Genomic DNA, 21,189 nt, shown 5'->3' on the forward strand with positions numbered 1-21,189 from the left:
GAATGTCACCTTCGGTCGGAGCGGGGACGAAGCGCGGGGATGGAGCGCGACGCCGGATTACCTATTCAGGCCGCAGCGTCAGGATGCGCGGACCGTCCTCGGTGACGGCGACGGTGTGTTCCCAGTGCGCTGCTCGGGAACCGTCGGTGGTGACGACGGTCCAGTCGTCACCCAGAACCTCGGTCTCGTAGGTGCCGAGGGTGAGCATCGGTTCGATCGCGAGGGTCGAACCGACTACGAGCTCGGGGCCCTTGCCAGGTGCGCCTTCGTTCGCGAGGAACGGTTCCATGTGCATTTCGCGACCGATGCCGTGGCCGCCGTATCCGTCGACGATGCCGTACTTGCGGCCGTGTGCCTTCTCGGCCGCGTGCGTGCCTGTCTCGATGGCATGCGAGACATCCGTCAGACGGTTGCCCGCGATCATGGCCGCGATGCCCGCTTCCATCGACAACCGCGTTGCTTCGCTGAGCAACTCGTCGGCCTCGATGATGTGGCCGACACCGAAGGTCCAGGCGGAATCGCCGTGCCATCCATCGAGAATGGCGCCGCAGTCGATCGAGATCAGGTCGCCGTCGGCGAGAACGTCGTCGGCGGACGGAATGCCGTGCACGACACGGTCGTTCACCGACGAGCAGATGCTGCCGGTGAAGCCGTGGTAACCGAGGAACGACGGGACAGCACCTGCATCCCGGATGACGGCCTCCGCGACCCGGTCCAGTTCCAGGGTCGATACTCCCGGTTTGGCCGCGTCACGGACGGCTACCAATGCGGCGCCGACGACAGCGCCGGCCGCAGCCATGGCGTCGAGCTCTCCTGGACTGCGGAACGGCACTACCTTGCGCTTACGACCGAACGCCATTACTTGTCGAAACCCTCGATAGCTTTCAGAGCGCGTGCGCTGACTTCGTCGACTTCACCGATCGCGTCGACCGTGACGATCGAGTCCGAGTAGTAGTCGAGCAACGGTGCGGTCTCGTCGCGGTAGACGTTGAGGCGGTTACGAATCACGTCTTCCTTGTCGTCCGCGCGGCCGCGGGCCAGCATGCGCTCGACGACGACGTCCTCGTCGACGACGAAGGACAGGACCGCGTCGAGCTTCGCGCCCATGTCGGCGAGAATTCCGACGAGCGCCTCAGCCTGGTTGACCGAACGCGGGAAGCCGTCGAGGAGGAAGCCGTTGACGGCGTCCGGCTCGGCGAGGCGGCTGCGCACCATGTCGACGGTGAGTTCGCTCGGGACGAGGTCGCCCGCGTCGAGGTACTTCTTCGCCTCGATACCGAGTGCGGTCTGCTCGCTGATGTTCGCGCGGAACAGATCTCCGGTGGAGATGTGGGGTACACCCAGCTTCTCCGACAGGATCGTTGCCTGGGTGCCCTTACCGGCACCGGGAGGACCAAGAAGAACAAGTCTCACTTGAGGAACCCTTCGTAGTTACGCTGCATCAGCTGGCTTTCGATCTGTTTCACGGTGTCGAGGCCGACGCTGACCATGATGAGCACGGCAGTACCGCCGAACGGCAAGTTCTGCGCGCCGCCCGAGCTACCGATGTCGAGGAACAGGTTGGGCAGCACGGCGATGGTGCCCAGGTAGATCGCGCCCGGCAGTGTGATGCGGCTGAGCACGTAGTTCAAGTAGTCGGCGGTCGGCCTGCCCGGGCGGATGCCCGGGATGAATCCACCGAACTTCTTCATCTCGTCGGCGCGTTCCTCCGGGTTGAAGGTGATGGCGACGTAGAAGTAGGTGAAGAAGACGATGAGTCCGAAGTAGATGGCGATGTAGACCGGGTTCGCCGGGTTCACCAAGTACTCGTTGATGATTCGCTGCCACCAGCTCGGGTCCGTCGCGGTACTCGCGGACGTCAGCTGGGCGATCAAGTTGGGGAGGTACAGAAGCGACGACGCGAAGATCACGGGGATGACGCCTGCCTGGTTGACCTTCAAAGGCAGGTACGTCGACGAACCGCCGTACATCTTGCGCCCGACCATGCGCTTGGCGTACTGCACCGGAATACGGCGCTGGCCCTGCTCGACGAAGACGACGCCGGCGATGATCAGCAGCGCCGCAACACAGACCAGGCCGAAGACCAGGCCTCCGCGGCTGTCCAGAATCGACTTGCCCTCGGACGGGATGCGCGACGCGATGCCGGCGAAGATCAGCAGCGACATACCGTTGCCGACGCCGCGTTCGGTGATGACCTCGCCGAACCACATCACGAGCGCCGCACCGGCAGTCATGACGAGCACGATGATGATCAGACCGAAGATGCTCGTGTCCGCGATGATGTCCTGTTGGCAGCCCTGCAGCAGCTGACCGCGCGACGCGAGTGCAACCAGACCCGTTGCCTGCAGGATCGCGAGAGCGATCGACAGATACCGGGTGTACTGGGTCATCTTCGCCTGGCCGGACTGGCCTTCCTTGCGAAGTTCTTCGAACTTCGGGATGACGACCGTCAACAGCTGAACGATGATGCTGGCCGTGATGTACGGCATGATGCCGATCGCGAAGACCGACAGTTGCAGAAGTGCGCCGCCGGAGAACAGGTTGATCAACGAGTAGATGCCCGCCTGGTCGCCACCGGAGACCTGGTCGATACATGCTCGGACGTTGGCGTAGTCGACGCCGGGAGACGGCAGGGTTGCACCGAACCGATAGAGGGCAACCAACCCGAGGGTGAAGAGGATCTTCCGTCTCAGGTCAGGAGTCCTGAGGGCCGACACGAAGGCGGAAAGCAAAGATCCTCCTGGCACAAGGCGCGTTGGCGTCGAGATCCGTCGGACCGTGATCGGTCCGGCCGAGCTTCGACCGTGGACTGCAGACGATGTTCGTCGCCTGCATTCGAGCAATGAAAGTGAACTCTAGAACTCTAACAGTGTGCGCCGTGCGGGCTGACGGTCAGTTGCCGTGCTACCCGATCGGGCACCGTCTTCGCCATCCGGGTGGAACCCACGAACGCCCGGTGAGGCACGGATGGCCGCAGTGCACGCCTCCATGAGGAAGTGCACTGCGGCCATCGCGCGATGTACCTACCGGCACCCGCAAGCACGGCGGGTGCCGGAGCAGGCTAGACCTCGGTTGCAGAACCGCCGGCAGCGGCGATCTTTTCCTTGGCAGAGCCGGTGAACTTGTTGACGGAGATGTCGACCTTGACGGTCAGCTTTCCGTCGCCCAGAACCTTGACGGGCTGGTTCTTGCGAACCGCACCCTTGGCGATGAGATCGGCAATGCTGATCTCGCCGCCCTGGGGGAAGAGCCGCTCGATGTCGCGAAGGTTCACGACCTGGAACTCGACCCGGTTCGGGTTGGTGAAGCCCTTGAGCTTCGGCAGACGCATCTGCAGGGGCATCTGGCCGCCCTCGAAACGCGACGGCACGTTCTTGCGTGCGCCGGTTCCCTTGGTACCGCGACCAGCGGTCTTGCCGCGCTTGCCGCCTTCACCGCGGCCGACGCGAATCTTCGCCGACTTGGATCCGGGAGCGGGGCGCAGGTGGTGCAGTTTGATGGTCATGGTTAGACCTCCTCAACTGTGACGAGGTGGCGCACCACGTTGACCAGTCCGCGAGTCTGCGGCGTGTCCTCGCGAACGACGGACTGGCGAATGCCCTTCAGTCCGAGCGTCCGCAGGCTGTCCCGCTGGTTCGACTTCTGGCCGATGGTGCTCTTGATCTGAGTGACCTTCAGCTGTGCCATTACTTCACCGCTCCTGCCTGTGCGCGCGCACGGAGCATGCCTGCGGGAGCAACCTCTTCGAGGGTCAGGCCGCGGCGAGCCGCGACTTCCTCGGGACGCTGCAGTTCCTTCAGAGCCTGCACGGTGGCGTGGACGACGTTGATGGCGTTGTCGCTTCCGAGCGACTTCGACAGCACGTCGTGGATTCCGGCGCACTCCAGCACGGCGCGGACAGCACCACCGGCGATGACACCGGTACCGGCGCTGGCCGGACGGAGCATGACGATGCCTGCTGCAGCTTCACCCTGGACGGGGTGCGTGATGGTGCCGCCGATCATCGGAACGCGGAAGAAGCCCTTGCGTGCCTCTTCGACGCCCTTCTGGATCGCCGCGGGAACTTCCTTGGCCTTGCCGTAGCCGACGCCGACCAAGCCGTTGCCGTCGCCGACGATGACGAGGGCGGTGAAGCTGAAGCGACGACCACCCTTGACGACCTTGGAGACGCGGTTGATCGCGACTACGCGCTCGATGAAGTTCGACTTCTCGGCAGCGTTTCCGCCACGCGAGTTGTCGCGACGATCGCGTCCACCGCGGTTGTCACCGCGGTTGTCGCCGCTGTTCGGTCCACTGTTCTGTCCGGCGGGGCCGTTTCCGCCGTCACGCCGTTGACGTCCCGGCATCAGGCTGTCCTTCCGTTGTTCGTGGTCATCATCAGAATGCCAACCCGCCTTCGCGGGCAGCATCTGCCAGAGCCGCGATGCGGCCGCTGTAGGTGTTGCCGCCGCGGTCGAAGACGACCGCGTCGATTCCAGCTGCCTTGGCGCGGCTGGCGATGAGCTCGCCGACCTTGGCGCTCTGCGCCTTCTTGTCGCCGTCCAACGCGCGCACGTCCGCCTCGATGGTCGACGCGCTGGCCAACGTGTGGCCTGCGAGGTCGTCCACGAGCTGGACATGGATGTGGCGTGAGGAGCGGTTGACGACCAACCGGGGACGCTCGGGCGTTCCGGAGATCTTCTTGCGCAGGCGGAAGTGGCGACGTGCCTTGGAGAGGCGGCGCTTCGTCGAGACGTCGGTTCCGCGAGGAGTGCGGTCGACCTTCGCCTTGTCTGTTGTCTGGCTCATATCACTTACCCGTCTTTCCGACCTTGCGGCGGATGACTTCACCCTCGTAGCGGATGCCCTTGCCCTTGTACGGGTCCGGACGCCGCAGACGACGAATGTTGGCAGCGATCTGGCCGACTGCCTGCTTGTCGATGCCGCTGATGGTGAATCGCGTGGGCGACTCCACCGTGAACGTGATGCCTTCCGGTGCCTCGATCAGCACGGGGTGGCTGTACCCGAGAGCGAACTCGAGGTCCTTGCCCTTGAGGACAACGCGGTAACCGACGCCGTGAATCTCCATCTTGGTGGTGTAACCGTTGGTGACACCGGTGATGAGGTTGGCGACGAGGGTGCGCGAGAGGCCATGCAGCGAGCGGCTACGACGCTCGTCGTCCGGACGGGTGACAGCGATGCTGCCGTCCTCGGCTCGGGCGATCTGGATGGGCTCGGCGATCGTCAGCTCGAGGGAACCCTTGGGGCCCTTGACCGCGACGTTCTGGCCGTCGATGGTGATGTCGACGCCCGCGGGAACCGCGACCGGCAATTTTCCAATACGTGACATGGTGGTGGCCTCCCCTACCAGACGTAGGCGAGGACTTCTCCGCCCACACCCTGCTTGGCCGCCTGACGCTCCGTGAGCAGACCGGTGGACGTGGAGATGATCGCCACGCCCAGTCCGCCGAGAACCTTGGGCAGATTGGTGGATTTCGCGTACACACGAAGGCCGGGCTTCGAGATGCGACGCACGCCGGCGAGGCTGCGCTCACGGCTGGGTCCGTACTTGAGGTCGACGACGAGGGTCTTGCCCACCTCTGCGTCCTCGGTACGGTAATCAGCGATGTAGCCCTCGCGCTTCAGGATGTCGGCAATGTTCGCCTTCAGCTTCGAGTGAGGAAGCTTCACCTGGTCGTGGTACGCCGAGTTGGCGTTGCGCAGACGAGTCAAGAAGTCTGCGATTGGATCGGTCATCGTCATGGTGTGACCTGTGCACCTTTCTCGCAGCGGTTCCCATGCAGCACGCGCGAACTGGTGCCACCGGGTCGAAAGAAAACCCTTGGCCTGGCTCGTCACATCGTGGGCCTACAGCGAAGTGAACATGTCCTGACCGACTGTTGCCGGTCAGGGGTTGCGCTCCTGGCAATGCATCGCTGCACTGCCAGGTGTTACGAGTTTCAACGTGGAAGACTCGAGGTTGCGTCTGTCATTGCAAGGACTCGTGTGCAGGCACGACGAAGCCCGGGCAACCGCACAAGTGTAGGCAATGGGCCGCCGATCTCCAAATCGTCCGTTACGCGCAAAAACGGGCGTGGGTTCCATTCGGAACCCACGCCCGTCAGCGTGGTGCGAGGCCCGAGGGCCTCAGATCACCAGGAGCTCTTGTGAACGCCAGGAAGCTCACCGCGGTGCGCCATCTCGCGAACGCAGATACGGCACAAGCCGAACTTGCGGAACACCGAGTGGGGACGGCCGCAGCGGTTGCAACGCGTGTAGGCGCGCACAGCGAACTTCGGCTTCTTGTTGGCCTTGTTGACCAATGCCTTCTTAGCCATGGACTCAGTTCTCCTTGAACGGGAAGCCGAGGTGCTTGAGCAGCGCGCGGCCTTCTTCGTTGTTGGTTGCGGTGGTCACCACAGTGATGTCCATGCCGCGCGGACGATCGATCTTGTCCACGTCGATCTCGTGGAACATCGACTGCTCGTTGAGGCCGAACGTGTAGTTGCCGTTGCCGTCGAACTGCGTGCCGGAGAGGCCACGGAAGTCCCTGATTCGGGGAAGGGCAATGGAGGTCAGGCGGTCCAGGAACTCCCACATGCGGTCGCCGCGCAGCGTGACGCGCGCACCGATGGGCATTCCTTCGCGGAGCTTGAACTGTGCGATGGACTTGCGCGCCTTGCGGATCTCCGGCTTCTGACCGGTGATCGCAGCGAGGTCGGCAACTGCGCCGTTGATCAGCTTCGCGTCACGGGCGGCGTCGCCGACACCCATGTTGACGACGACCTTCACAACACCCGGGATCTGCATGACGTTGTCGTATGCGAACTCGGAGTTGAGAGCGTCGCGGATCTCGGCGCGGTAGCGCGCCTTCAGCCGAGGCTGCGTGTTCTCAGTGGTAGTCATCTCAGATGTCCTTCCCGTTCTTCCGGGAAATACGAACGCGCTTGCCGGTCTCTTCGTCGGTCCGGTAGCCCACGCGGGTGGGGTTGCCGTCCGAGTCGATGACCGCGACGTTCGAAACGTGGATCGGGGCTTCCTGCGTGACGATGCCGCCCGAGGAGGCGCCACGCTGGTTCGCGGAAACCGCGGTGTGCTTCTTGATGCGGTTCACGCCCTCGACGAGGACCTTGGAATCAGCCGGGTAGGCCTGGATGACCTTGCCCTTGGCGCCCTTGTCCTTGCCTGCGATCACGAGAACGGTGTCGCCCTTGTGCACCTTCATTTACAGCACCTCCGGGGCGAGCGAGACGATCTTCATGAACTTCTTCTCGCGGAGCTCGCGGCCGACTGGGCCGAAGATACGAGTTCCACGGGGATCGTTGTCGGCCTTGATGAGCACCGCAGCGTTCTCGTCGAAACGGATGTACGAGCCATCCGGACGACGGCGCTCCTTGACGGTACGCACGATGACGGCCTTGACGACCTCACCCTTCTTGATGTTGCCGCCGGGAATGGCGTCCTTCACCGTTGCCACGATGACGTCGCCGATTCCGGCGTAGCGACGTGACGAGCCGCCGAGAACGCGGATGCAAAGGATTTCCTTCGCACCCGTGTTATCAGCAACGCGTACGCGCGACTCCTGCTGAATCACAAACTTCTCCTAGACCTGGATGTGCTTACGTGCCGGATTTCCGTCCCGACACGCGCGGTCGGCTGCTGCAACACGGGCGCACGAGGGCACACCGCTGCCACAGGCAACTGGTCAAGTGTAGGGAACTCCCGAGCCGAAACCAAATCGAGGCTGGTCACCAGACGAAGGTGTGGTACTTCAATCCCCCGCGTACCTCACCGACGTGGGCAGCTACGGCGCGCAACCATTGTCCACGCGAGACTCGCGTGAGGAATCGCGGCACGAGCGGGTTGCCGAGAAGCAACAGCCCCCACCACCGCATGGCCCGTCGTAGATGGACCGGCGGGCAGCCCTGGGCGCGATAGAGCCCTTGCACCTGGGCGAACCCATAGCCCAATTTGTAGGACTGTCTGATCAACGGCACAAGCCTGTCGCGGAGTCGATATCCGACCAGTTGTTTTTGCGCGAAAGCAAGGGTGTACCCCGTCAATTGCGCGCGCCAGCAGAATTCGACGTCCTCGCTTGCTTTCAATTCGGACGACATTCCTCCGAGTGCGCGATATACCGAAGCCCAGCAACCGAAACTCGCACCGATCGCAAAAGGCAGAAATGTGGTCTTCCCTTGCGTCTCAGGCGGACTCGTCGGCGTCCAGTCGAGCGCCTTGGCCGTATTGATCGAGTCGGTCTCGACAGCGGTGCCGACGACGTCGCTCTCCTGCGCCAGATCGACCAACGTGGCAAGCCAGTCTGCGTGCACGACGTCGTCCGCGTCGCAGAAGGCGAGGAACTCACCACGGGCAGCGTTCGCGCCCTGGTTGCGTGCGTACGACGGTCCCGCCTTCCCCGACGCGTCCACGTAGCGCACGTCGAGCAGTCCCTTGCGGGCGTATTCGCGCACATGTTGGTCGAGGCCGTCGTCCGACCCGTTGTCGGCGATCACGACCTCGACCGGGCCCGGGTAGCTCTGCTTGGCGAGACTGTCCAGCTGGTCGTCGAGATCCGGCAGCGAATTCTTTGCGGGAATGACGACGGAGACCAGGATCTCGTCGTGATGGCGTTTGGATTCCGATTTCTCGGAAACCTGCAGTTCGGTCATCGAAACCCCGCTCGCGTCGGCAGCCGGAAAACATGAAGATACGTACAGCGATTCGACACTAATCCATTCGGACCGTCCTGTGCATCTCGTAACAGGTCGAACGAAATTGTTGTCGGTCGATTGATCGACTTGAAACCGCCGAAAGAATAATTTCGCCATTTCCGTTCGATTCTGCGGCCGATCCCCCGGTTCTGCCGACGTCGGGCACACTGGATCTCGTGAAGACACTCGCCCCTGGGGAGAATTGTCCGGCCCCGTCGTCCACCATGACGATCCACGTCGAGAGCGCGTATCCGCTGGACGTGTCGGCGTTGTTGCTCGCCGCGGACGGCCGTGTTCGTTCGGATGCGGACCTGATCTTCTACAACCAACCCGTCGGGCCCGGCGTCGAGTACCGCCACGAGGGCAGCCGTCACCGTATCGTCGTCGACACCGCCCACATTCCGTCCGACATCGACACAGTCGCAATCACGGCATCGCTGGATGGCACAGGCCCGACGACCTTCGCGGCCGCCGGTCCTGTCGCGACGACAGTGGGCGACGCGTCGGGAAGCGCCGTCGTGAGCTACCGAGCCGATGCCGGAGCTGACGAGTCCGCCCTGGTCTGTCTCGAGATCTACCGCCGCGGCTCGGACTGGAAGCTCCGCGCGGTGGGCCAAGGCTATGCCGACGGATTGGCCGGGCTGGCAACAGCTTTCGGCATCAGCATCGACGAAGAGCCAGCCCACGCGTCGGCCGCGTCGCCCACGATCACTCCCCCACCCACCCCGGCGGCCGCTCCCACATCGCCGGCTCCTACGTCAGGAGGGCATCAGCCCATGAAGAGTGACCTGTTCGCGCCCGCGCATTCCGAGGTCCCCGGCGCGGGTATTCAGAAGCAAGGCAGCAAGATGTGCCGGGTCGGCATGAACGGCGACGTCATGGCACGCGCCGGCTCGATGGTCGCCTACCAGGGCGATCTGAGCTTCGAAGCGAAGGGCTCGGGTGGCTTCGGCAGAGCCGTGCGTCAGGCGCTGTCCGGTGAGGGCGTGCCACTCATGAAGGTTTCCGGGCGCGGGGATCTGTTCCTCGCGAACGCCGCCCAGGACGTTCACCTGATAGATCTCGACGGGTCCGACGGTCTGACGATCAACGGTGCGAACGTACTGGCGTTCGATTCGTCGCTGAGCTACGACGTCAAACGCGTCCAGGGCGCGGCATCGGGCGGGAATGCCGGATTCTTCAACTGCGTGTTCACCGGACGAGGCCGAATCGCGATCACGACCGACGGCGTTCCTGTCGTGCTGAACGTGGATCAGCCGACGTTCGCCGATCCGCAGGCGGCGGTCGCATGGTCGTCCAGCCTGTCTACGCGAGTGAAGAAGAACGACTCGTTCGGCCTGGGGACGTTGATCGGTCGATCGACCGGCGAGCGCTTCACACTGGAGTTCGCGGGTCAGGGATTCGTCGTCGTCCAACCGTCGGAGCTGCCGCCTGCCGGCATGATCGGCGGTAGTGGAAGCGGCGAACAGGCGGGTGTCGGTGGCGCGCTCGGTGGACTCCTCGGACGCTGAGAGCCTCGCCGGAACATACGAAAAAGCCCGCTCCCATTCGGGAGCGGGCTTCGTTCGCAGTAAGGACGGGAGTCCTACTTGGCCTTCTCGAGGACCTCGACCAGTCGCCAGTGCTTCGTGGCGGACAGCGGGCGGGTCTCCATGAGCTGAACGCGGTCACCGATTCCGGCGACTCCGTTCTCGTCGTGGGCCTTCACCTTGGTCGTGCGACGGATGACCTTGCTGTAGAGCGGGTGCTTGACCCGGTCTTCCAGCTCGACCACGATCGTCTTCTGCATCTTGTCGGATACGACGTATCCGATGCGGGTCTTGCGGTTGTTGCGTCCTTCAGTCACAGTCTTTTCCTCGCTCATGCCGCGTCACCTGCAGTGTCGTCGGCAGGGCCGGTGGCCAGACCGAGCTCACGCTCACGCAGGACGGTGTAGATGCGCGCGATCTCGTGACGAACGGTGCGCAGTCGACGGTTGTTGTCCAGCTGGCCGGTAGCCATCTGGAAACGAAGGTTGAACAGCTCTTCCTTCGACTCGCGCAGCTTGGTGACCAGCTCTTCACCGGTGAGCTCGCGAAGCTCTGCGGCTGGGGTTCCGGTAGCCATCAGAACTGCTCCTCCCTGGTGATGATGCGTGCCTTCATCGGCAGCTTGTGGATTGCGCGAGTCAGTGCTGCACGCGCGGTTGCTTCGTCGGGGAACGAGAGCTCGAAGAGCACCCGACCCGGCTTGACGTTCGCGACCCACCACTCGGGCGAACCCTTACCGGAACCCATTCGGGTCTCGGCAGGCTTCTTGGTGAGCGGGCGGTCCGGGAAGATGTTGATCCAGACCTTGCCGCCACGCTTGATGTGGCGAGTGATCGCGATTCGGGAAGCCTCGATCTGACGGTTGGTGATGTAGGCGGGCTCGAGAGCCTGGATGCCGTAGTCACCGAACGTCACGTGGTTGCCGCCCTTGGACGCACCCGATCGCTTCGGGTGGTGCTGCTTCCGGTGCTTGACCCGGCGTGGGATCAACATCGTCAGCCCTCCTGATTCGACTCGGTCGAGGCCGGAGCCTCTGCGGATGCCGCGCGACCGGCCTCGGTGCTGGTCGCCGTGGTGCCCGAAGCACCGGAACGACGCGGACGCGAGGGACGCTCACGACGCGGGCGGTCGTTGCCTGCAGCAGGTGCAGCAGCGGCCAGCTCACGACGGCCACCGACGATGTCGCCCTTGTAGATCCAGACCTTCACGCCGATGCGGCCGAAGGTGGTCTTGGCTTCGTACAGTCCGTAGTCGATGTCCGCACGAAGCGTGTGCAGCGGCACACGGCCTTCGCGGTAGAACTCCGAGCGGGACATCTCGGCGCCGCCGAGACGGCCGGAGCACTGGACACGAATGCCCTTGACGTTCGGCTGACGCATGGCCGACTGGATGGCCTTACGCATCGCGCGACGGAATGCGACGCGGTTGCTGAGCTGCTCGGCAACACCCTGGGCCACGAGCTGAGCCTCGGACTCGGCGTTCTTGACCTCGAGGATGTTGAGCTGAACCTGCTTGCCGGTCAGCTTCTCGAGTGCTCCGCGGATGCGGTCGGCTTCGGCGCCACGGCGACCGATGACGATGCCCGGGCGTGCCGTGTGGATGTCCACGCGAACACGGTCACGGGTGCGCTCGATCTCGACCTTCGCGATACCCGCGCGCTCCATGCCGGTGGCGAGAAGCTTGCGGATCGCGACGTCTTCCTTGACGTACTCCGAGTACTGCTTGTCTGCGTACCAACGCGACTTCCAGTCAGTGGTGATACCCAAGCGGAAGCCGTGCGGGTTGATTTTCTGACCCACTACTGAGCCCCTTCCTTGGACGCCTGACCCTTGCGGCGGTTACGGCTGGTTCCACCGGTCTTGGGCAGGCTTTCGACGATCACCGTGATGTGGCTCGTGCGCTTGCGGATCCGGAATGCCCGGCCCTGAGCACGCGGCTGGAAACGCTTGAGGGTTGCGCCCTCGTCCACGAATGCAGTCGCGACGACCAGCGTGCTGGGGTCGAGATCCAGGTTGTTCTCGGCGTTGGCCGCTGCGGACGCGATCACCTTGGCGACCGGCTCGCTGGCTGCCTGCGGCGCGAACTTCAGGATGTTGAGCGCGTCCTCGACGGAGCGCCCGCGAACCAGATCGACGACGCGGCGTGCCTTCATGGGCGTGACGCGTACGTGCTTCGCGACGGCCTTTGCAGTCGGGTTGGCGGTTTCGGTCTTGCTCATCGCCTCTTCGCCTTCCGGTCGTCCTTGATGTGACCCTTGAACGTGCGGGTCGGTGCGAACTCTCCGAGCTTGTGGCCGACCATCGAGTCGGACACGAACACCGGCACGTGCTTACGACCGTCGTGGACGGCGAAAGTGTGACCGATGAAGTCGGGGAGAATTGTCGAGCGACGGGACCAGGTCTTGATGACCTGCTTGGTTCCCTTGTCGTTCTGGACGTCGACCTTCGCGAGGAGGTGATCGTCTACGAACGGGCCTTTCTTCAGGCTGCGTGGCATTCTGAACTCCCTCCTAGCGCTTGTTCTTGCCGGTACGGCGACGACGGACGATGAGCTTGTCGCTCGCCTTGTTCTTGCGGGTACGGCCTTCAGGCTGTCCCCAGGGGCTGACCGGGTGGCGACCACCGGAGGTCTTGCCCTCACCACCACCGTGCGGGTGGTCGACCGGGTTCATGACGACACCACGGACGGTGGGGCGCTTGCCCTTCCAGCGCATACGGCCGGCCTTGCCCCAGTTGATGTTCGACTGCTCGGCGTTGCCGACCTCGCCGACGGTTGCGCGGCAGCGCACGTCGACGCGACGGATCTCGCCGGAGGGCATACGCAGGGTGGCGTAGGTGCCTTCCTTGCCGAGGAGCTGGATGCTCGATCCGGCGGAGCGGGCCATCTTGGCGCCGCCACCGGGACGAAGCTCCACAGCGTGGATGGTCGTACCCGTGGGGATGTTGCGCAGCGGCAGGTTGTTACCCGGCTTGATGTCGGCGCCTGCGCCGGACTCGATCGGGGATCCCTGGCTGATGCCCTTGGGTGCGACGATGTAGCGCTTCTCGCCGTCCGCGTAGTGCAGCAGTGCGATGTTGGCGGTGCGGTTGGGGTCGTACTCGATGTGAGCGACCTTGGCCGGCACGCCGTCCTTGTCGTTGCGACGGAAATCGATCAGACGGTACGCGCGCTTGTGACCGCCACCCTTGTGCCGGGTGGTGATACGACCGTGTGCGTTACGTCCACCGCGACCGTGCAGGGGGCGAATCAGCGACTTCTCGGGCGTGCTGCGAGTGATCTCCGCGAAATCGGAGACACTGGAGCCGCGGCGGCCCGGAGTGGTCGGCTTGTACTTACGGATTGCCATGAGTCTTCTCGTCCTCTAGTTCCGAAGAATCCCAGCCGCTTACGCGACCGGACCTCCGAAGATCTCGATGGGCTTGCTGTCGGCGGAGAGCGTCACGAGCGCGCGCTTGGTGTCCTTGCGCTTGCCGTAACCGAACCGGGTCCGCTTGCGCTTGCCCTGACGGTTCTGCGTGTTGACGCTGGTCACGGTGACGTCGAAGATCTTCTCGACGGCAATCTTGATCTGCGTCTTGTTCGAATCCGGGTGCACCAGGAAGGTGTAGGTGCCTTCCTCGATCAGTCCGTAGGACTTCTCGGAGATGACCGGCGCCAGCAAGATGTCGCGGGGATCGGCGATGGTGGTCACTTGCTTCCCTCCTCGTTCTTCGCAGGCCCTGCGATGAACGTGTTCAGCGCTTCCACGCTGAATACGACGTCATCGGCTTCGAGCACGTCGTACGTGTTGAGCTGGTCGGGTGCGATGGGGTGCACGCCGTCCAGGTTCTGGACGCTCTTCCACGCTGCGATGTCTTCGCGGCCGACGACCAGAAGGACCTTCTTGCGGTCCGAGATCTCGGCGAGGAACGACTTGGCAACCTTGGTCGACGGGGTCTGTCCGGCCACCAGTTCGGTGATCACGTGCAGACGCTCGTTGCGGGTCCGGTCGGAGAGGGCTCCGCGCAGAGCGGCGGCCTTCATCTTCTTCGGGGTCCGCTGGCTGTAGTCACGCGGCTGCGGTCCGTGAACGGTTCCACCGCCGACGAACTGCGGAGCGCGGGTCGAGCCCTGACGAGCGCGGCCGGTGCCCTTCTGGCGGTACGGCTTCTTGCCGCCACCGCGAACGTCGCCACGAGTCTTCGTGGAGTGCGTTCCCTGACGAGCAGCAGCGAGCTGTGCGACGACGACCTGATGCATCAGCGCGACGTTCGCAGGAGCGTCGAAGATCTCGGCGGGGAGATCGACGGTGCCGTTGGTCTTGCCACCGGCTTCCTTGACGTCCAGCGTCAGATTGGTCTTCTTCTCGAGGCTGGTCATGCCCGTGCACCACCCTTCAATGCGGACTTGACGATCACGACGTTGCCGCGACGGCCGGGGATCGCTCCCTTGATCAAGAGCAGACCGTTCTCGCTGTCCACCTTGTGGACCGAGAGGTTCTGCGTGGTGACGCGGTCGCCACCCATGCGTCCGGACATGCGCATTCCCTTGAAGACGCGACCGGGGGTTGCACAACCACCGATGGATCCGGGACGACGGTGGACAGCCTGCGCACCGTGGCTTGCACCCTGGCCGGCGAAGCCGTGGCGCTTCATGGTTCCGGCGAAGCCCTTGCCCTTGCTGGTGCCGGTGACGTCGACGAATGCGCCGTCCTCGAACACAGCGGCGGTGAGCTCCTGGCCGACCTCGAACTGCGAGGCGTCGGCGACACGGATCTCCACGACGTGGCGGCGGGGCGTGACACCTGCCTTCTCGAACTGGCCGGTGGTCGGCTTGTTCACCTTGCGCGGGTCGATCGCACCGAAGGCGACCTGGACTGCGCTGTAGCCGTCGCGCTCCTGCGTGCGGATCTGGGTGACCACGTTCGGGCCTGCCTTGATCACGGTCACGGGAACGACGCGGTTGTTCTCGTCGAAGACCTGGGTCATTCCGAGCTTGGTGCCCAGAATTCCTGTCGCAGGCCGATTCTTGTTATCAGTCATCGTTGTCTCCGCGCTCACTGGATGTTGACGTCGACACTGGCAGGCAGATCGATGCGCATGAGCGCGTCGACCGTCTTCGGCGTCGGGTCGAGGATGTCAATGAGCCGCTTGTGAGTACGCATCTCGAAGTGTTCGCGCGAATCCTTGTACTTGTGGGGCGAACGGATGACGCAGTACACGTTCTTTTCGGTCGGCAACGGCACCGGTCCGACGACGCGGGCACCCGTACGGGTGACCGTCTCGACGATCTTGCGCGCTGACGCATCGATCGCCTCATGGTCGTAGGCCTTGAGCCTGATGCGGATCTTTTGTCCCGCCACGCTTAGTGTCCTTTTCTTGCCGCTTGTCGTAGAACCGGCCACTCGGCCTGCTCCACCTCGTATGCACAGTCCCCGAGTCGTTCGGTTTCACCGAATAGGACTCGAACTGCCTTCGTGCTCGCACGACAGACCGAACGTTGGCGATCAGGCGGGTACCCGATCCGTTGCCGCTGTTCATCTGTCATGGTTCTCCGGTCCACGCGGTCGGGCGTGTCGTATTTCTACTCATACTTCGACCGCTTGCTCTTCTCCGAAGCTCCATGGCGCGAGGCCGTCGGTGCATCTCCGAGCTGGCGAACCGGACGCACTCACGTAAGAGTGCTGGTCCGTTCTGCTTTTCTTACCTGTTCGAGGCCGCACAGAAGCGCGTCCCTGCCCAGGCAACCCGACCAGTATGCCGTACACCGGCCGTGAGTACAAATCCGCCCCGATTGCCCAGCGCATGCCGCTGTCGCCCGAACTTACTCGGCGGTAAGGTGCGGACATGACCGCCACTGTGAACACCGTCGGACCTACGTACCGCACCTGGCAGCGCCTGCCACTCGCTGTCGTGGGAGAAGCACTGTTCTCTCTGGGAATGTGCGTGCGCGTGCCGTACTTCGGCACCATTCTCCCTCACGTCCGATCGCTCGAACCAGGCCGATGCGAGGTGACAGCGCCGAAGTGGTGGGGCATCCGCAACCACCTCGGAACCTTCCACGCCATCGCCGCGTGCAATCTCGCCGAGGTCGCGATGGGGATGCTCGCGGAGGCGACGGTCCCGACGACGCACCGCTGGATCCCCAAGGAGATGAGGGTGCAGTACCTGACCAAGGCGACGACGTCGCTTCACGCCCTCGCCGAGATCGAGATACCCGACTTCGACACGATCGACGACGGCATGGATCTCGTCGTTCCCGTACGGATCACCGACAAGGCCGGGACCGAGGTCGTGCATGCCGACATCACGATCTGGGTGTCGCGCGCCGCGCGCACGCACGATCGGTGAACCTCTGCACTACATACTGGTCGCATGAAGACGTACGACGCCGTGGTCGCGGGCGGCAGCGGTGCCGTCGGCACCCTGCTCGCCCACCTGCTGGCGGATGACGGATCGACGGTCCTGACAGTAGACCGTGTCGTTCCACACGACCGGGACACGAGCGTCGACCACGTCGTCGGTGACATCACGGACCCCGACGAACAGTTGGCGTCACACCTGAGCACAGCCGGCGTCGTCGTGCTCGCGGTTCCGGAATCCGTTGCGCTGCAATCAATTTCACAGTGGCGCGCTCCGACCGGCCTGCTTGTCGAAACGCTGTCGGTGAAGTCGGGATTCGCGTCGTCCGTGGGCGACATCGCGGGCCCGGTCATCGGCATCAACCCGATGTTCGCGCCCGCGCTCGGTATGCAGGGCCGCCCTGTAGCCGCCGTCACGCACCGACCCGGAACAGCTGCGACCGAGTTCTTGGACAGGGTCCGACGCTGGGGTGGGCGCGTGATCGAACTCGACGCGGATACACACGACAGGTTGGCAGCCGCGACGCAGGCGCTGACGCACGCGGCGGTGCTGGCCTTCGGTTCGGCGCTGGACCAACTGGGCGTCGACGCGTCCCTGGTCGACGCCGTCGCTCCTCCCCCGGCCCGGACTCTCCTCGCCCTCCTCGCACGGGTCTCGGGTGGTCAACCAGAGGTCTACTGGGATGTTCAGGCCGGCAACCCCCATGCGGCCGCGGCACGCGCGGCGTTGGCGCGCGGGCTTCGTGACCTCGACGCGACAGTCGCGTCCGGTACCGAGTCGGGCTTCGCCGAACTCATGCGAGGTGCGGGCGCATCGGTGCCGAACGGTGACGTCTATTCGGCGTTGTGTACCGAGCTTTTCGGTACGGTTCGAGGTAGCGCCACGTGACAGAGGACTACGCAATGATCGAGCACCCCTCACTTCCCCAGTACGACGCCACCGACCCCGTCGAAAGCGCCGTGGTCAAGCGTCTGGCCGGAAACTGGGAGCATCGGGCAACCGTCAAGAAGGCCGAACCGGATCTCGACGACCTCTTCGATCCTGCGAAGCACGATTTCCCCGAAGCTCTCATTCCGTTCGCGGAGCACGACACCTACCGCGAACTCCCCGAGGCCAGGCGCGAGAAGCTTCGAGCGTGGGGCTGGATCGCCTACAACAAGAACGTCATGGACGTCGAGCAACAGGTCGTCAATCCGGGTTTCTCGTTACTGGCGCAGGATGCCTTCGAGACCGGACTCGGCGACACGCTCGCAGTCGCCGTCACCCAGGCAATGGTCGACGAGCAGTACCACACCCTCATGCACCTCAACGCGAGCGTCCTGACGCGTCGCAGGCGCGGTTGGCCCCTTCGAACGCAGAGCCTTCCCTTCAGCGCGACGGTTCGACGACGTCAGAAAGCTCAGCTGACGGCACCGGACTCGGAGAGCGCGGCTCTCAGCGCCCTCGCGTTCACGACCGTGGCAGAGATCTCGATCACGTCCTACCTCGACCTGATCGAGGACAACGAACTGGTCCAGCCGGTGAACCGGGCAACCGTCAAGCTGCACAACCGAGACGAGTACTGCCACGCGTCGATCGCCGACGACCTGGCGGGCATCGTGTTCGAGAAGCTCGACGACCGAGGTCGACGCAGTTTTCTCGACGGCCTGAAAGACGGAATGGACGCGTTCTCCAGTACGGACTTCTCGACGTGGCGAGCCATTCTGCATCAGGAGGAGGTCCCCGATTTCGAGCGAATGCTGAACGAGGTCGAGACCGACGGGAGCAGGCGGCAGCTGATCCAGGACTACAGCGGCATCAGGGCGCTGTGCCGAAAACTCGACGTCGAGGACGAAATCGGTATCGACTGGGCGTGAGCGTTCGCTCGGGTTCGCTGTGACCGCAGGTAACATCTCAGGGCGGAACTGCTCGACCCTCACTGTCCCCGACCGTACGGAGAATCGATGGCCTTGTCCGAGGACGCAGCTGTACTGGTGGAGGACGTCCACAAGTCTTTCGACGACGTCCACGCTCTCCGCGGGATCAGCTTCTCGGCCCCTCGCGGTTCGGTTCTGGGAATCCTCGGCCCCAACGGCGCAGGCAAGACGACGACGGTCAAGGTTCTGTCGACGTTGATCAGGCCCGACCGAGGGCGCGCTCTCGTCGCAGGGCACGACGTGTCCGCCGAGGCGCCTGCAGTTCGACGGTCGATCATGATGACCGGCCAGTACGCCGCACTCGACGACACGCTGTCCGGGCGCGAGAACATCGAGCTGTTCGGCCGTTTGATGGGGCTCGACAAGAAGGCATCCAAGGCTCGCGCCCAGGCCCTCCTCGAGGAGTTCGACCTGGTCCACACCGGAAAGCGTCCTGTGCGGGGCTACTCGGGCGGTATGCGTCGCCGTATCGACATCGCGTGCGGGCTTGTCGTTCGCCCCAAGGTCGTGTTCCTCGACGAGCCGACGACCGGTCTCGATCCCCGCTCCCGTCAGGGTGTGTGGTCGCTGGTCGAGGCTTTGAAGGCGCAGGGCATCACCGTTCTGCTGACGACGCAGTACCTCGAAGAGGCCGACGTGCTCAGCGACAACATCATCGTCATCGACAAGGGCACCGTCATCGCCGAAGGCACGTCGGACGAGTTGAAAGCGATGACCGGCGGCAACTTCTGTGAGGTCGTGCCGTTGGATCCCGATCAGCTGCCCGCCGTGGTGACGGTTCTCGGCGAGCTCGTCCCCGAGGCCGTCGCCAAGGATCTGACTCCCGGCGTCGACCGGTTGTCGATTCCGGCTCCGGACGGCGCAGGCACGTTGTCGGAGGTTCTTCGACGGATCGACCAAGCGGGCATTCCCCTCGCCGACATCGCGTTGCGACGGCCGTCTCTCGACGACGTGTTCCTGACTCTGACCGGCCACACCAACCCGGTTCCGACGCCGTGACCACAGCCGAGAGAGATTCGCGATCCTCGGAGAGCGAGGCCGGCGACGACCGATCACGTCGACGGCGGTTCGAGCCGTCGGGTTTCGTCCAATGGCGTGTCCTGACTGCGCGGACGGTGCGCACGATGGTCAAGAAGGGTGAACTGCTGGTCGCGGTCATCGCACCGCTGATCTTCACCATCGGCTTCTATCTGCCGCTGAAGTTCGTCATGCAGTTCCAGGGCATCGACTACGCCCAGTTCCTGATGCCGATCATCGTCCTGCAGGCCATGGCGTTCACCGCAATCTCGTCCGCGCAGCGCGCGTCGACCGAGGCCTTGACGGGGTTGTCGACGCGGCTCAAGACGATGCCCGTCGTCATCGGGGCCCCGCTGATGGCCCGCATGACCAGCGCGTTCCTGAGATCCACGGTGACGCTCACCGCCGCGCTCATCTACGGCCACGTCATCGGCTTCCGGTTCAGCGCAGGTCCACTGCAGGCCATGATGTTCGGTGCGACGGCTCTGGCCATCAGCACGGTGCTGTCGTTCGGCGCCGACGCGATCGGCACGTTGTCCAAGAGTCCGGAGGCGACGAGCCAGGCGCTGACGCTCCCCCAACTGATTCTCGGGATGGCGTCGACCGGCTTCGTTCCGGAGACCGGGTTCCCCGAATGGATTCGACCGTTCGTCCGCAACCAGCCGATCTCACAGTTCTCGGCCGCGATGCGAGACATGGCCGAAGGCGCCATCACGTTCTCGGTCATTCTGCCGGCGCTGCTGTGGATCATCGGATTGAGTGTCGTGCTGATTCCGCTCGCTCTGTGGGCGAGCCTGCGACGGAGAGAGTGAGCATGACCGACCTGCACCCGGCCCGTTCGACACCGACATCGACCCTGGATTTCCCCGAGGTCGAACATCCGCTGCCCGAGTCTTCCCCCCGCGCACTGTGGACGCACAGCCTGATTCAGTGCAAACGTCTGCTGATCCGGTGGTCGCGTGACCCGTCGACGATGATTCAGGCGATCCTGTACCCGGCGCTGATGCTGCTGATGTTTCGGGTCGTGCTCGGCAACTCGATCACGCTGGCCACGGGCCAGCCCGCCGTGTACGGACAGGTTCCGCTCATTGCGCTGATCGGCGCAATGTTCGGGTCGATCGTCAGTGCCGTCGGGCTCAAGGGCGAGCGGAACAGCGGTCTGTTGTCTCGCTTCTACACGCTGCCGACGCATCGGGCCGCTGGTCTGCTCGGACGCATGATGGCCGAGGCCGTGCGAGTTCTGGTCACGACGATCGTCATCGTTGCGATGGGCTTCGTTCTCGGGTTCCGATTCAACAACGGCCTGCTGGCTGGAATCGGGTTGATTCTGCTGCCGATCGTGTTCGGTCTCGGCTTCGCGGTGATGGTGACGTTCCTCGCGACGGCCGCCGGAGACGCTCCGCTCGTCGAACTGGTGTCGATGTTGTGCACGCTGCTGCTGTTCTTCAATTCGGGCTTCGTACCCGTTGCGGCGTATCCCACGTGGCTACAGCCTGTCGTCGCGGCGCAGCCGATGTCGTGTGCGGTCGACGCGATGAGAGCTCTGGCGTTGGGCGGTCCCACCCTCGTCCCGGTGCTGCAGACGCTGGCGTGGTCGTTCGGTCTGGTGGCGGTGTTCCTCGTCCCGGCGATTCGCGGATACCGACGCGCTTCGTCGTCGGCCTGACAATCGAGAGCGGCGCCGTACGAGTCGTAC

General features: G+C 64.0%; 32 protein-coding genes. 7 read left to right on the forward strand and 25 right to left on the reverse strand.

What is annotated here, in order from left to right:
• Positions 1 to 61: 61 nt before the first annotated feature.
• From map to HQ354_RS04630, 14 genes are all read right to left on the reverse strand, one after another.
• On the reverse strand, positions 62 to 859 hold the full coding sequence (map, locus tag HQ354_RS04565) for a type I methionyl aminopeptidase (RefSeq protein ID WP_068432270.1): 798 nt from the start codon (positions 857 to 859) through the stop codon (positions 62 to 64).
• A complete protein-coding gene (locus tag HQ354_RS04570) occupies positions 859 to 1,413 on the reverse strand; it encodes an adenylate kinase (protein ID WP_068432273.1) in 555 nt (184 codons plus the stop codon). Before HQ354_RS04570 ends, map begins: the two co-directional genes overlap by 1 nt.
• Positions 1,410 to 2,732 carry a preprotein translocase subunit SecY gene (secY, locus tag HQ354_RS04575; RefSeq protein ID WP_068432276.1) on the reverse strand — a complete coding sequence of 441 codons (1,323 nt, stop codon included), beginning with the start codon at positions 2,730 to 2,732 and terminating at the stop codon, positions 1,410 to 1,412. Before secY ends, HQ354_RS04570 begins: the two co-directional genes overlap by 4 nt.
• A 329-nt stretch (positions 2,733 to 3,061) precedes the next feature.
• Positions 3,062 to 3,505, reverse strand: coding sequence for a 50S ribosomal protein L15 (gene rplO / locus HQ354_RS04580; protein WP_068432279.1), 444 nt, complete (start codon positions 3,503 to 3,505; stop codon positions 3,062 to 3,064).
• 2 nt (positions 3,506 to 3,507) lie between these two features.
• Positions 3,508 to 3,687 carry a 50S ribosomal protein L30 gene (gene rpmD / locus HQ354_RS04585; RefSeq protein ID WP_019663565.1) on the reverse strand — a complete coding sequence of 60 codons (180 nt, stop codon included), beginning with the start codon at positions 3,685 to 3,687 and terminating at the stop codon, positions 3,508 to 3,510.
• A complete protein-coding gene (gene rpsE / locus HQ354_RS04590) occupies positions 3,687 to 4,346 on the reverse strand; it encodes a 30S ribosomal protein S5 (RefSeq protein ID WP_068432282.1) in 660 nt (219 codons plus the stop codon). Before rpsE ends, rpmD begins: the two co-directional genes overlap by 1 nt.
• 31 nt (positions 4,347 to 4,377) lie before the next feature.
• Positions 4,378 to 4,788: a 50S ribosomal protein L18 gene (gene rplR / locus HQ354_RS04595; protein WP_068432286.1), complete on the reverse strand. Its 411-nt coding sequence runs from the start codon at positions 4,786 to 4,788 to the stop codon at positions 4,378 to 4,380.
• A 1-nt stretch (position 4,789) separates the two neighbouring features.
• Positions 4,790 to 5,329, reverse strand: coding sequence for a 50S ribosomal protein L6 (rplF, locus tag HQ354_RS04600; protein ID WP_068432288.1), 540 nt, complete (start codon positions 5,327 to 5,329; stop codon positions 4,790 to 4,792).
• 14 nt (positions 5,330 to 5,343) lie between these two features.
• Positions 5,344 to 5,742, reverse strand: coding sequence for a 30S ribosomal protein S8 (gene rpsH, locus HQ354_RS04605; RefSeq protein WP_068432291.1), 399 nt, complete (start codon positions 5,740 to 5,742; stop codon positions 5,344 to 5,346).
• 389 nt (positions 5,743 to 6,131) lie between these two features.
• Positions 6,132 to 6,317, reverse strand: coding sequence for a type Z 30S ribosomal protein S14 (locus tag HQ354_RS04610; RefSeq protein WP_084424121.1), 186 nt, complete (start codon positions 6,315 to 6,317; stop codon positions 6,132 to 6,134).
• A gap of 4 nt (positions 6,318 to 6,321) precedes the next feature.
• Positions 6,322 to 6,885 (reverse strand): 50S ribosomal protein L5, encoded by a 564-nt coding sequence (gene rplE, locus HQ354_RS04615; protein WP_068432294.1) that lies wholly within the window; start codon positions 6,883 to 6,885, stop codon positions 6,322 to 6,324.
• Position 6,886: 1 nt separating this feature from the next.
• Entirely contained in the window at positions 6,887 to 7,204 is a 318-nt protein-coding gene (gene rplX / locus HQ354_RS04620; protein WP_068432297.1) for a 50S ribosomal protein L24, read from the reverse strand.
• Entirely contained in the window at positions 7,205 to 7,573 is a 369-nt protein-coding gene (rplN, locus tag HQ354_RS04625) for a 50S ribosomal protein L14 (protein ID WP_068432300.1), read from the reverse strand. It abuts the gene before it with no gap.
• A 154-nt stretch (positions 7,574 to 7,727) separates the two neighbouring features.
• Positions 7,728 to 8,648: a glycosyltransferase family 2 protein gene (locus tag HQ354_RS04630; RefSeq protein ID WP_222634255.1), complete on the reverse strand. Its 921-nt coding sequence runs from the start codon at positions 8,646 to 8,648 to the stop codon at positions 7,728 to 7,730.
• A gap of 209 nt (positions 8,649 to 8,857) precedes the next feature.
• On the opposite strand from HQ354_RS04630, the gene HQ354_RS04635 reads away from it, so the two are divergent.
• Positions 8,858 to 10,201 carry an AIM24 family protein gene (locus tag HQ354_RS04635; protein ID WP_222634322.1) on the forward strand — a complete coding sequence of 448 codons (1,344 nt, stop codon included), beginning with the start codon at positions 8,858 to 8,860 and terminating at the stop codon, positions 10,199 to 10,201.
• A 74-nt stretch (positions 10,202 to 10,275) separates the two neighbouring features.
• Here HQ354_RS04635 and rpsQ read toward each other — a convergent pair whose 3' ends face one another.
• From rpsQ to rpsJ, 11 genes are read right to left on the reverse strand one after another with little or no spacing between them, the layout of a single operon-like run.
• Positions 10,276 to 10,554 (reverse strand): 30S ribosomal protein S17, encoded by a 279-nt coding sequence (gene rpsQ, locus HQ354_RS04640; RefSeq protein ID WP_068432307.1) that lies wholly within the window; start codon positions 10,552 to 10,554, stop codon positions 10,276 to 10,278.
• Positions 10,551 to 10,796: a 50S ribosomal protein L29 gene (rpmC, locus tag HQ354_RS04645; protein ID WP_019663551.1), complete on the reverse strand. Its 246-nt coding sequence runs from the start codon at positions 10,794 to 10,796 to the stop codon at positions 10,551 to 10,553. Before rpmC ends, rpsQ begins: the two co-directional genes overlap by 4 nt.
• Entirely contained in the window at positions 10,796 to 11,212 is a 417-nt protein-coding gene (gene rplP / locus HQ354_RS04650; protein ID WP_068432308.1) for a 50S ribosomal protein L16, read from the reverse strand. Before rplP ends, rpmC begins: the two co-directional genes overlap by 1 nt.
• Before the next feature lie 2 nt (positions 11,213 to 11,214).
• Positions 11,215 to 12,018: a 30S ribosomal protein S3 gene (gene rpsC, locus HQ354_RS04655; protein ID WP_068432310.1), complete on the reverse strand. Its 804-nt coding sequence runs from the start codon at positions 12,016 to 12,018 to the stop codon at positions 11,215 to 11,217.
• A complete protein-coding gene (rplV, locus tag HQ354_RS04660) occupies positions 12,018 to 12,437 on the reverse strand; it encodes a 50S ribosomal protein L22 (protein ID WP_068432312.1) in 420 nt (139 codons plus the stop codon). The genes rpsC and rplV overlap by 1 nt, the downstream gene beginning before the upstream one ends.
• Positions 12,434 to 12,715, reverse strand: a complete 282-nt coding sequence (gene rpsS, locus HQ354_RS04665; protein ID WP_008718309.1) for a 30S ribosomal protein S19 — start codon at positions 12,713 to 12,715, stop codon at positions 12,434 to 12,436. The genes rplV and rpsS overlap by 4 nt, the downstream gene beginning before the upstream one ends.
• 13 nt (positions 12,716 to 12,728) lie before the next feature.
• Positions 12,729 to 13,565, reverse strand: a complete 837-nt coding sequence (gene rplB, locus HQ354_RS04670; RefSeq protein WP_068432314.1) for a 50S ribosomal protein L2 — start codon at positions 13,563 to 13,565, stop codon at positions 12,729 to 12,731.
• Between the two features lie 39 nt (positions 13,566 to 13,604).
• Positions 13,605 to 13,910 (reverse strand): 50S ribosomal protein L23, encoded by a 306-nt coding sequence (rplW, locus tag HQ354_RS04675; RefSeq protein WP_068432316.1) that lies wholly within the window; start codon positions 13,908 to 13,910, stop codon positions 13,605 to 13,607.
• Entirely contained in the window at positions 13,907 to 14,578 is a 672-nt protein-coding gene (gene rplD, locus HQ354_RS04680; RefSeq protein WP_068432322.1) for a 50S ribosomal protein L4, read from the reverse strand. Before rplD ends, rplW begins: the two co-directional genes overlap by 4 nt.
• Positions 14,575 to 15,240, reverse strand: coding sequence for a 50S ribosomal protein L3 (rplC, locus tag HQ354_RS04685; protein ID WP_068432479.1), 666 nt, complete (start codon positions 15,238 to 15,240; stop codon positions 14,575 to 14,577). The genes rplD and rplC overlap by 4 nt, the downstream gene beginning before the upstream one ends.
• Positions 15,241 to 15,254: 14 nt before the next feature.
• Positions 15,255 to 15,560, reverse strand: a complete 306-nt coding sequence (gene rpsJ / locus HQ354_RS04690; RefSeq protein WP_003938093.1) for a 30S ribosomal protein S10 — start codon at positions 15,558 to 15,560, stop codon at positions 15,255 to 15,257.
• A gap of 484 nt (positions 15,561 to 16,044) precedes the next feature.
• Here rpsJ and HQ354_RS04695 point away from each other — a divergent pair, with 484 nt between their 5' ends.
• The 6 genes from HQ354_RS04695 to HQ354_RS04720 all read left to right on the forward strand — a co-directional run bounded on the left by HQ354_RS04695 (position 16,045) and on the right by HQ354_RS04720 (position 21,159).
• A complete protein-coding gene (locus HQ354_RS04695) occupies positions 16,045 to 16,548 on the forward strand; it encodes a hotdog fold domain-containing protein (RefSeq protein ID WP_222634256.1) in 504 nt (167 codons plus the stop codon).
• A gap of 24 nt (positions 16,549 to 16,572) precedes the next feature.
• Positions 16,573 to 17,448 carry a prephenate dehydrogenase dimerization domain-containing protein gene (locus tag HQ354_RS04700; RefSeq protein WP_222634257.1) on the forward strand — a complete coding sequence of 292 codons (876 nt, stop codon included), beginning with the start codon at positions 16,573 to 16,575 and terminating at the stop codon, positions 17,446 to 17,448.
• A gap of 14 nt (positions 17,449 to 17,462) precedes the next feature.
• Positions 17,463 to 18,416 (forward strand): diiron oxygenase, encoded by a 954-nt coding sequence (locus tag HQ354_RS04705; RefSeq protein WP_222634323.1) that lies wholly within the window; start codon positions 17,463 to 17,465, stop codon positions 18,414 to 18,416.
• 87 nt (positions 18,417 to 18,503) lie between these two features.
• Positions 18,504 to 19,475, forward strand: coding sequence for an ATP-binding cassette domain-containing protein (locus HQ354_RS04710; protein WP_167674599.1), 972 nt, complete (start codon positions 18,504 to 18,506; stop codon positions 19,473 to 19,475).
• On the forward strand, positions 19,472 to 20,305 hold the full coding sequence (locus tag HQ354_RS04715) for an ABC transporter permease (RefSeq protein ID WP_068432333.1): 834 nt from the start codon (positions 19,472 to 19,474) through the stop codon (positions 20,303 to 20,305). Before HQ354_RS04710 ends, HQ354_RS04715 begins: the two co-directional genes overlap by 4 nt.
• 2 nt (positions 20,306 to 20,307) lie before the next feature.
• Positions 20,308 to 21,159 carry an ABC transporter permease gene (locus HQ354_RS04720; protein ID WP_068432334.1) on the forward strand — a complete coding sequence of 284 codons (852 nt, stop codon included), beginning with the start codon at positions 20,308 to 20,310 and terminating at the stop codon, positions 21,157 to 21,159.
• Positions 21,160 to 21,189 lie beyond the last annotated feature (30 nt).

This window comes from Rhodococcus sp. BP-261 (genome assembly GCF_019835205.1).
In the GTDB taxonomy this organism is placed as follows: Bacteria; Actinomycetota; Actinomycetes; order Mycobacteriales; family Mycobacteriaceae; genus Rhodococcoides; species Rhodococcoides kyotonensis_B.

Coding starts and splice junctions, on each gene's coding strand:
- rpsS (WP_008718309.1), bottom strand. CDS start 12,715: ATGCCACGCAGCCTGAAGAAAGGCCCGTTCGTAGACGATCACCTCCTC.
- HQ354_RS04630 (WP_222634255.1), bottom strand. CDS start 8,648: ATGACCGAACTGCAGGTTTCCGAGAAATCGGAATCCAAACGCCATCAC.
- rplB (WP_068432314.1), bottom strand. CDS start 13,565: ATGGCAATCCGTAAGTACAAGCCGACCACTCCGGGCCGCCGCGGCTCC.
- rplC (WP_068432479.1), bottom strand. CDS start 15,240: ATGACTGATAACAAGAATCGGCCTGCGACAGGAATTCTGGGCACCAAG.
- rplF (WP_068432288.1), bottom strand. CDS start 5,329: ATGTCACGTATTGGAAAATTGCCGGTCGCGGTTCCCGCGGGCGTCGAC.
- HQ354_RS04710 (WP_167674599.1), top strand. CDS start 18,504: ATGGCCTTGTCCGAGGACGCAGCTGTACTGGTGGAGGACGTCCACAAG.
- HQ354_RS04610 (WP_084424121.1), bottom strand. CDS start 6,317: ATGGCTAAGAAGGCATTGGTCAACAAGGCCAACAAGAAGCCGAAGTTC.
- rplE (WP_068432294.1), bottom strand. CDS start 6,885: ATGACTACCACTGAGAACACGCAGCCTCGGCTGAAGGCGCGCTACCGC.
- rplV (WP_068432312.1), bottom strand. CDS start 12,437: ATGAGCAAGACCGAAACCGCCAACCCGACTGCAAAGGCCGTCGCGAAG.
- rpmD (WP_019663565.1), bottom strand. CDS start 3,687: ATGGCACAGCTGAAGGTCACTCAGATCAAGAGCACCATCGGCCAGAAG.
- HQ354_RS04695 (WP_222634256.1), top strand. CDS start 16,045: ATGACCGCCACTGTGAACACCGTCGGACCTACGTACCGCACCTGGCAG.
- rpsH (WP_068432291.1), bottom strand. CDS start 5,742: ATGACGATGACCGATCCAATCGCAGACTTCTTGACTCGTCTGCGCAAC.
- rplO (WP_068432279.1), bottom strand. CDS start 3,505: ATGACCATCAAACTGCACCACCTGCGCCCCGCTCCCGGATCCAAGTCG.
- rplR (WP_068432286.1), bottom strand. CDS start 4,788: ATGAGCCAGACAACAGACAAGGCGAAGGTCGACCGCACTCCTCGCGGA.
- HQ354_RS04700 (WP_222634257.1), top strand. CDS start 16,573: ATGAAGACGTACGACGCCGTGGTCGCGGGCGGCAGCGGTGCCGTCGGC.
- HQ354_RS04705 (WP_222634323.1), top strand. CDS start 17,463: ATGATCGAGCACCCCTCACTTCCCCAGTACGACGCCACCGACCCCGTC.
- rplD (WP_068432322.1), bottom strand. CDS start 14,578: ATGACCAGCCTCGAGAAGAAGACCAATCTGACGCTGGACGTCAAGGAA.
- rplP (WP_068432308.1), bottom strand. CDS start 11,212: ATGTTGATCCCACGCCGGGTCAAGCACCGGAAGCAGCACCACCCGAAG.
- map (WP_068432270.1), bottom strand. CDS start 859: ATGGCGTTCGGTCGTAAGCGCAAGGTAGTGCCGTTCCGCAGTCCAGGA.
- rpsE (WP_068432282.1), bottom strand. CDS start 4,346: ATGCCGGGACGTCAACGGCGTGACGGCGGAAACGGCCCCGCCGGACAG.
- rpsQ (WP_068432307.1), bottom strand. CDS start 10,554: ATGAGCGAGGAAAAGACTGTGACTGAAGGACGCAACAACCGCAAGACC.
- HQ354_RS04720 (WP_068432334.1), top strand. CDS start 20,308: ATGACCGACCTGCACCCGGCCCGTTCGACACCGACATCGACCCTGGAT.
- rpmC (WP_019663551.1), bottom strand. CDS start 10,796: ATGGCTACCGGAACCCCAGCCGCAGAGCTTCGCGAGCTCACCGGTGAA.
- rplX (WP_068432297.1), bottom strand. CDS start 7,204: ATGAAGGTGCACAAGGGCGACACCGTTCTCGTGATCGCAGGCAAGGAC.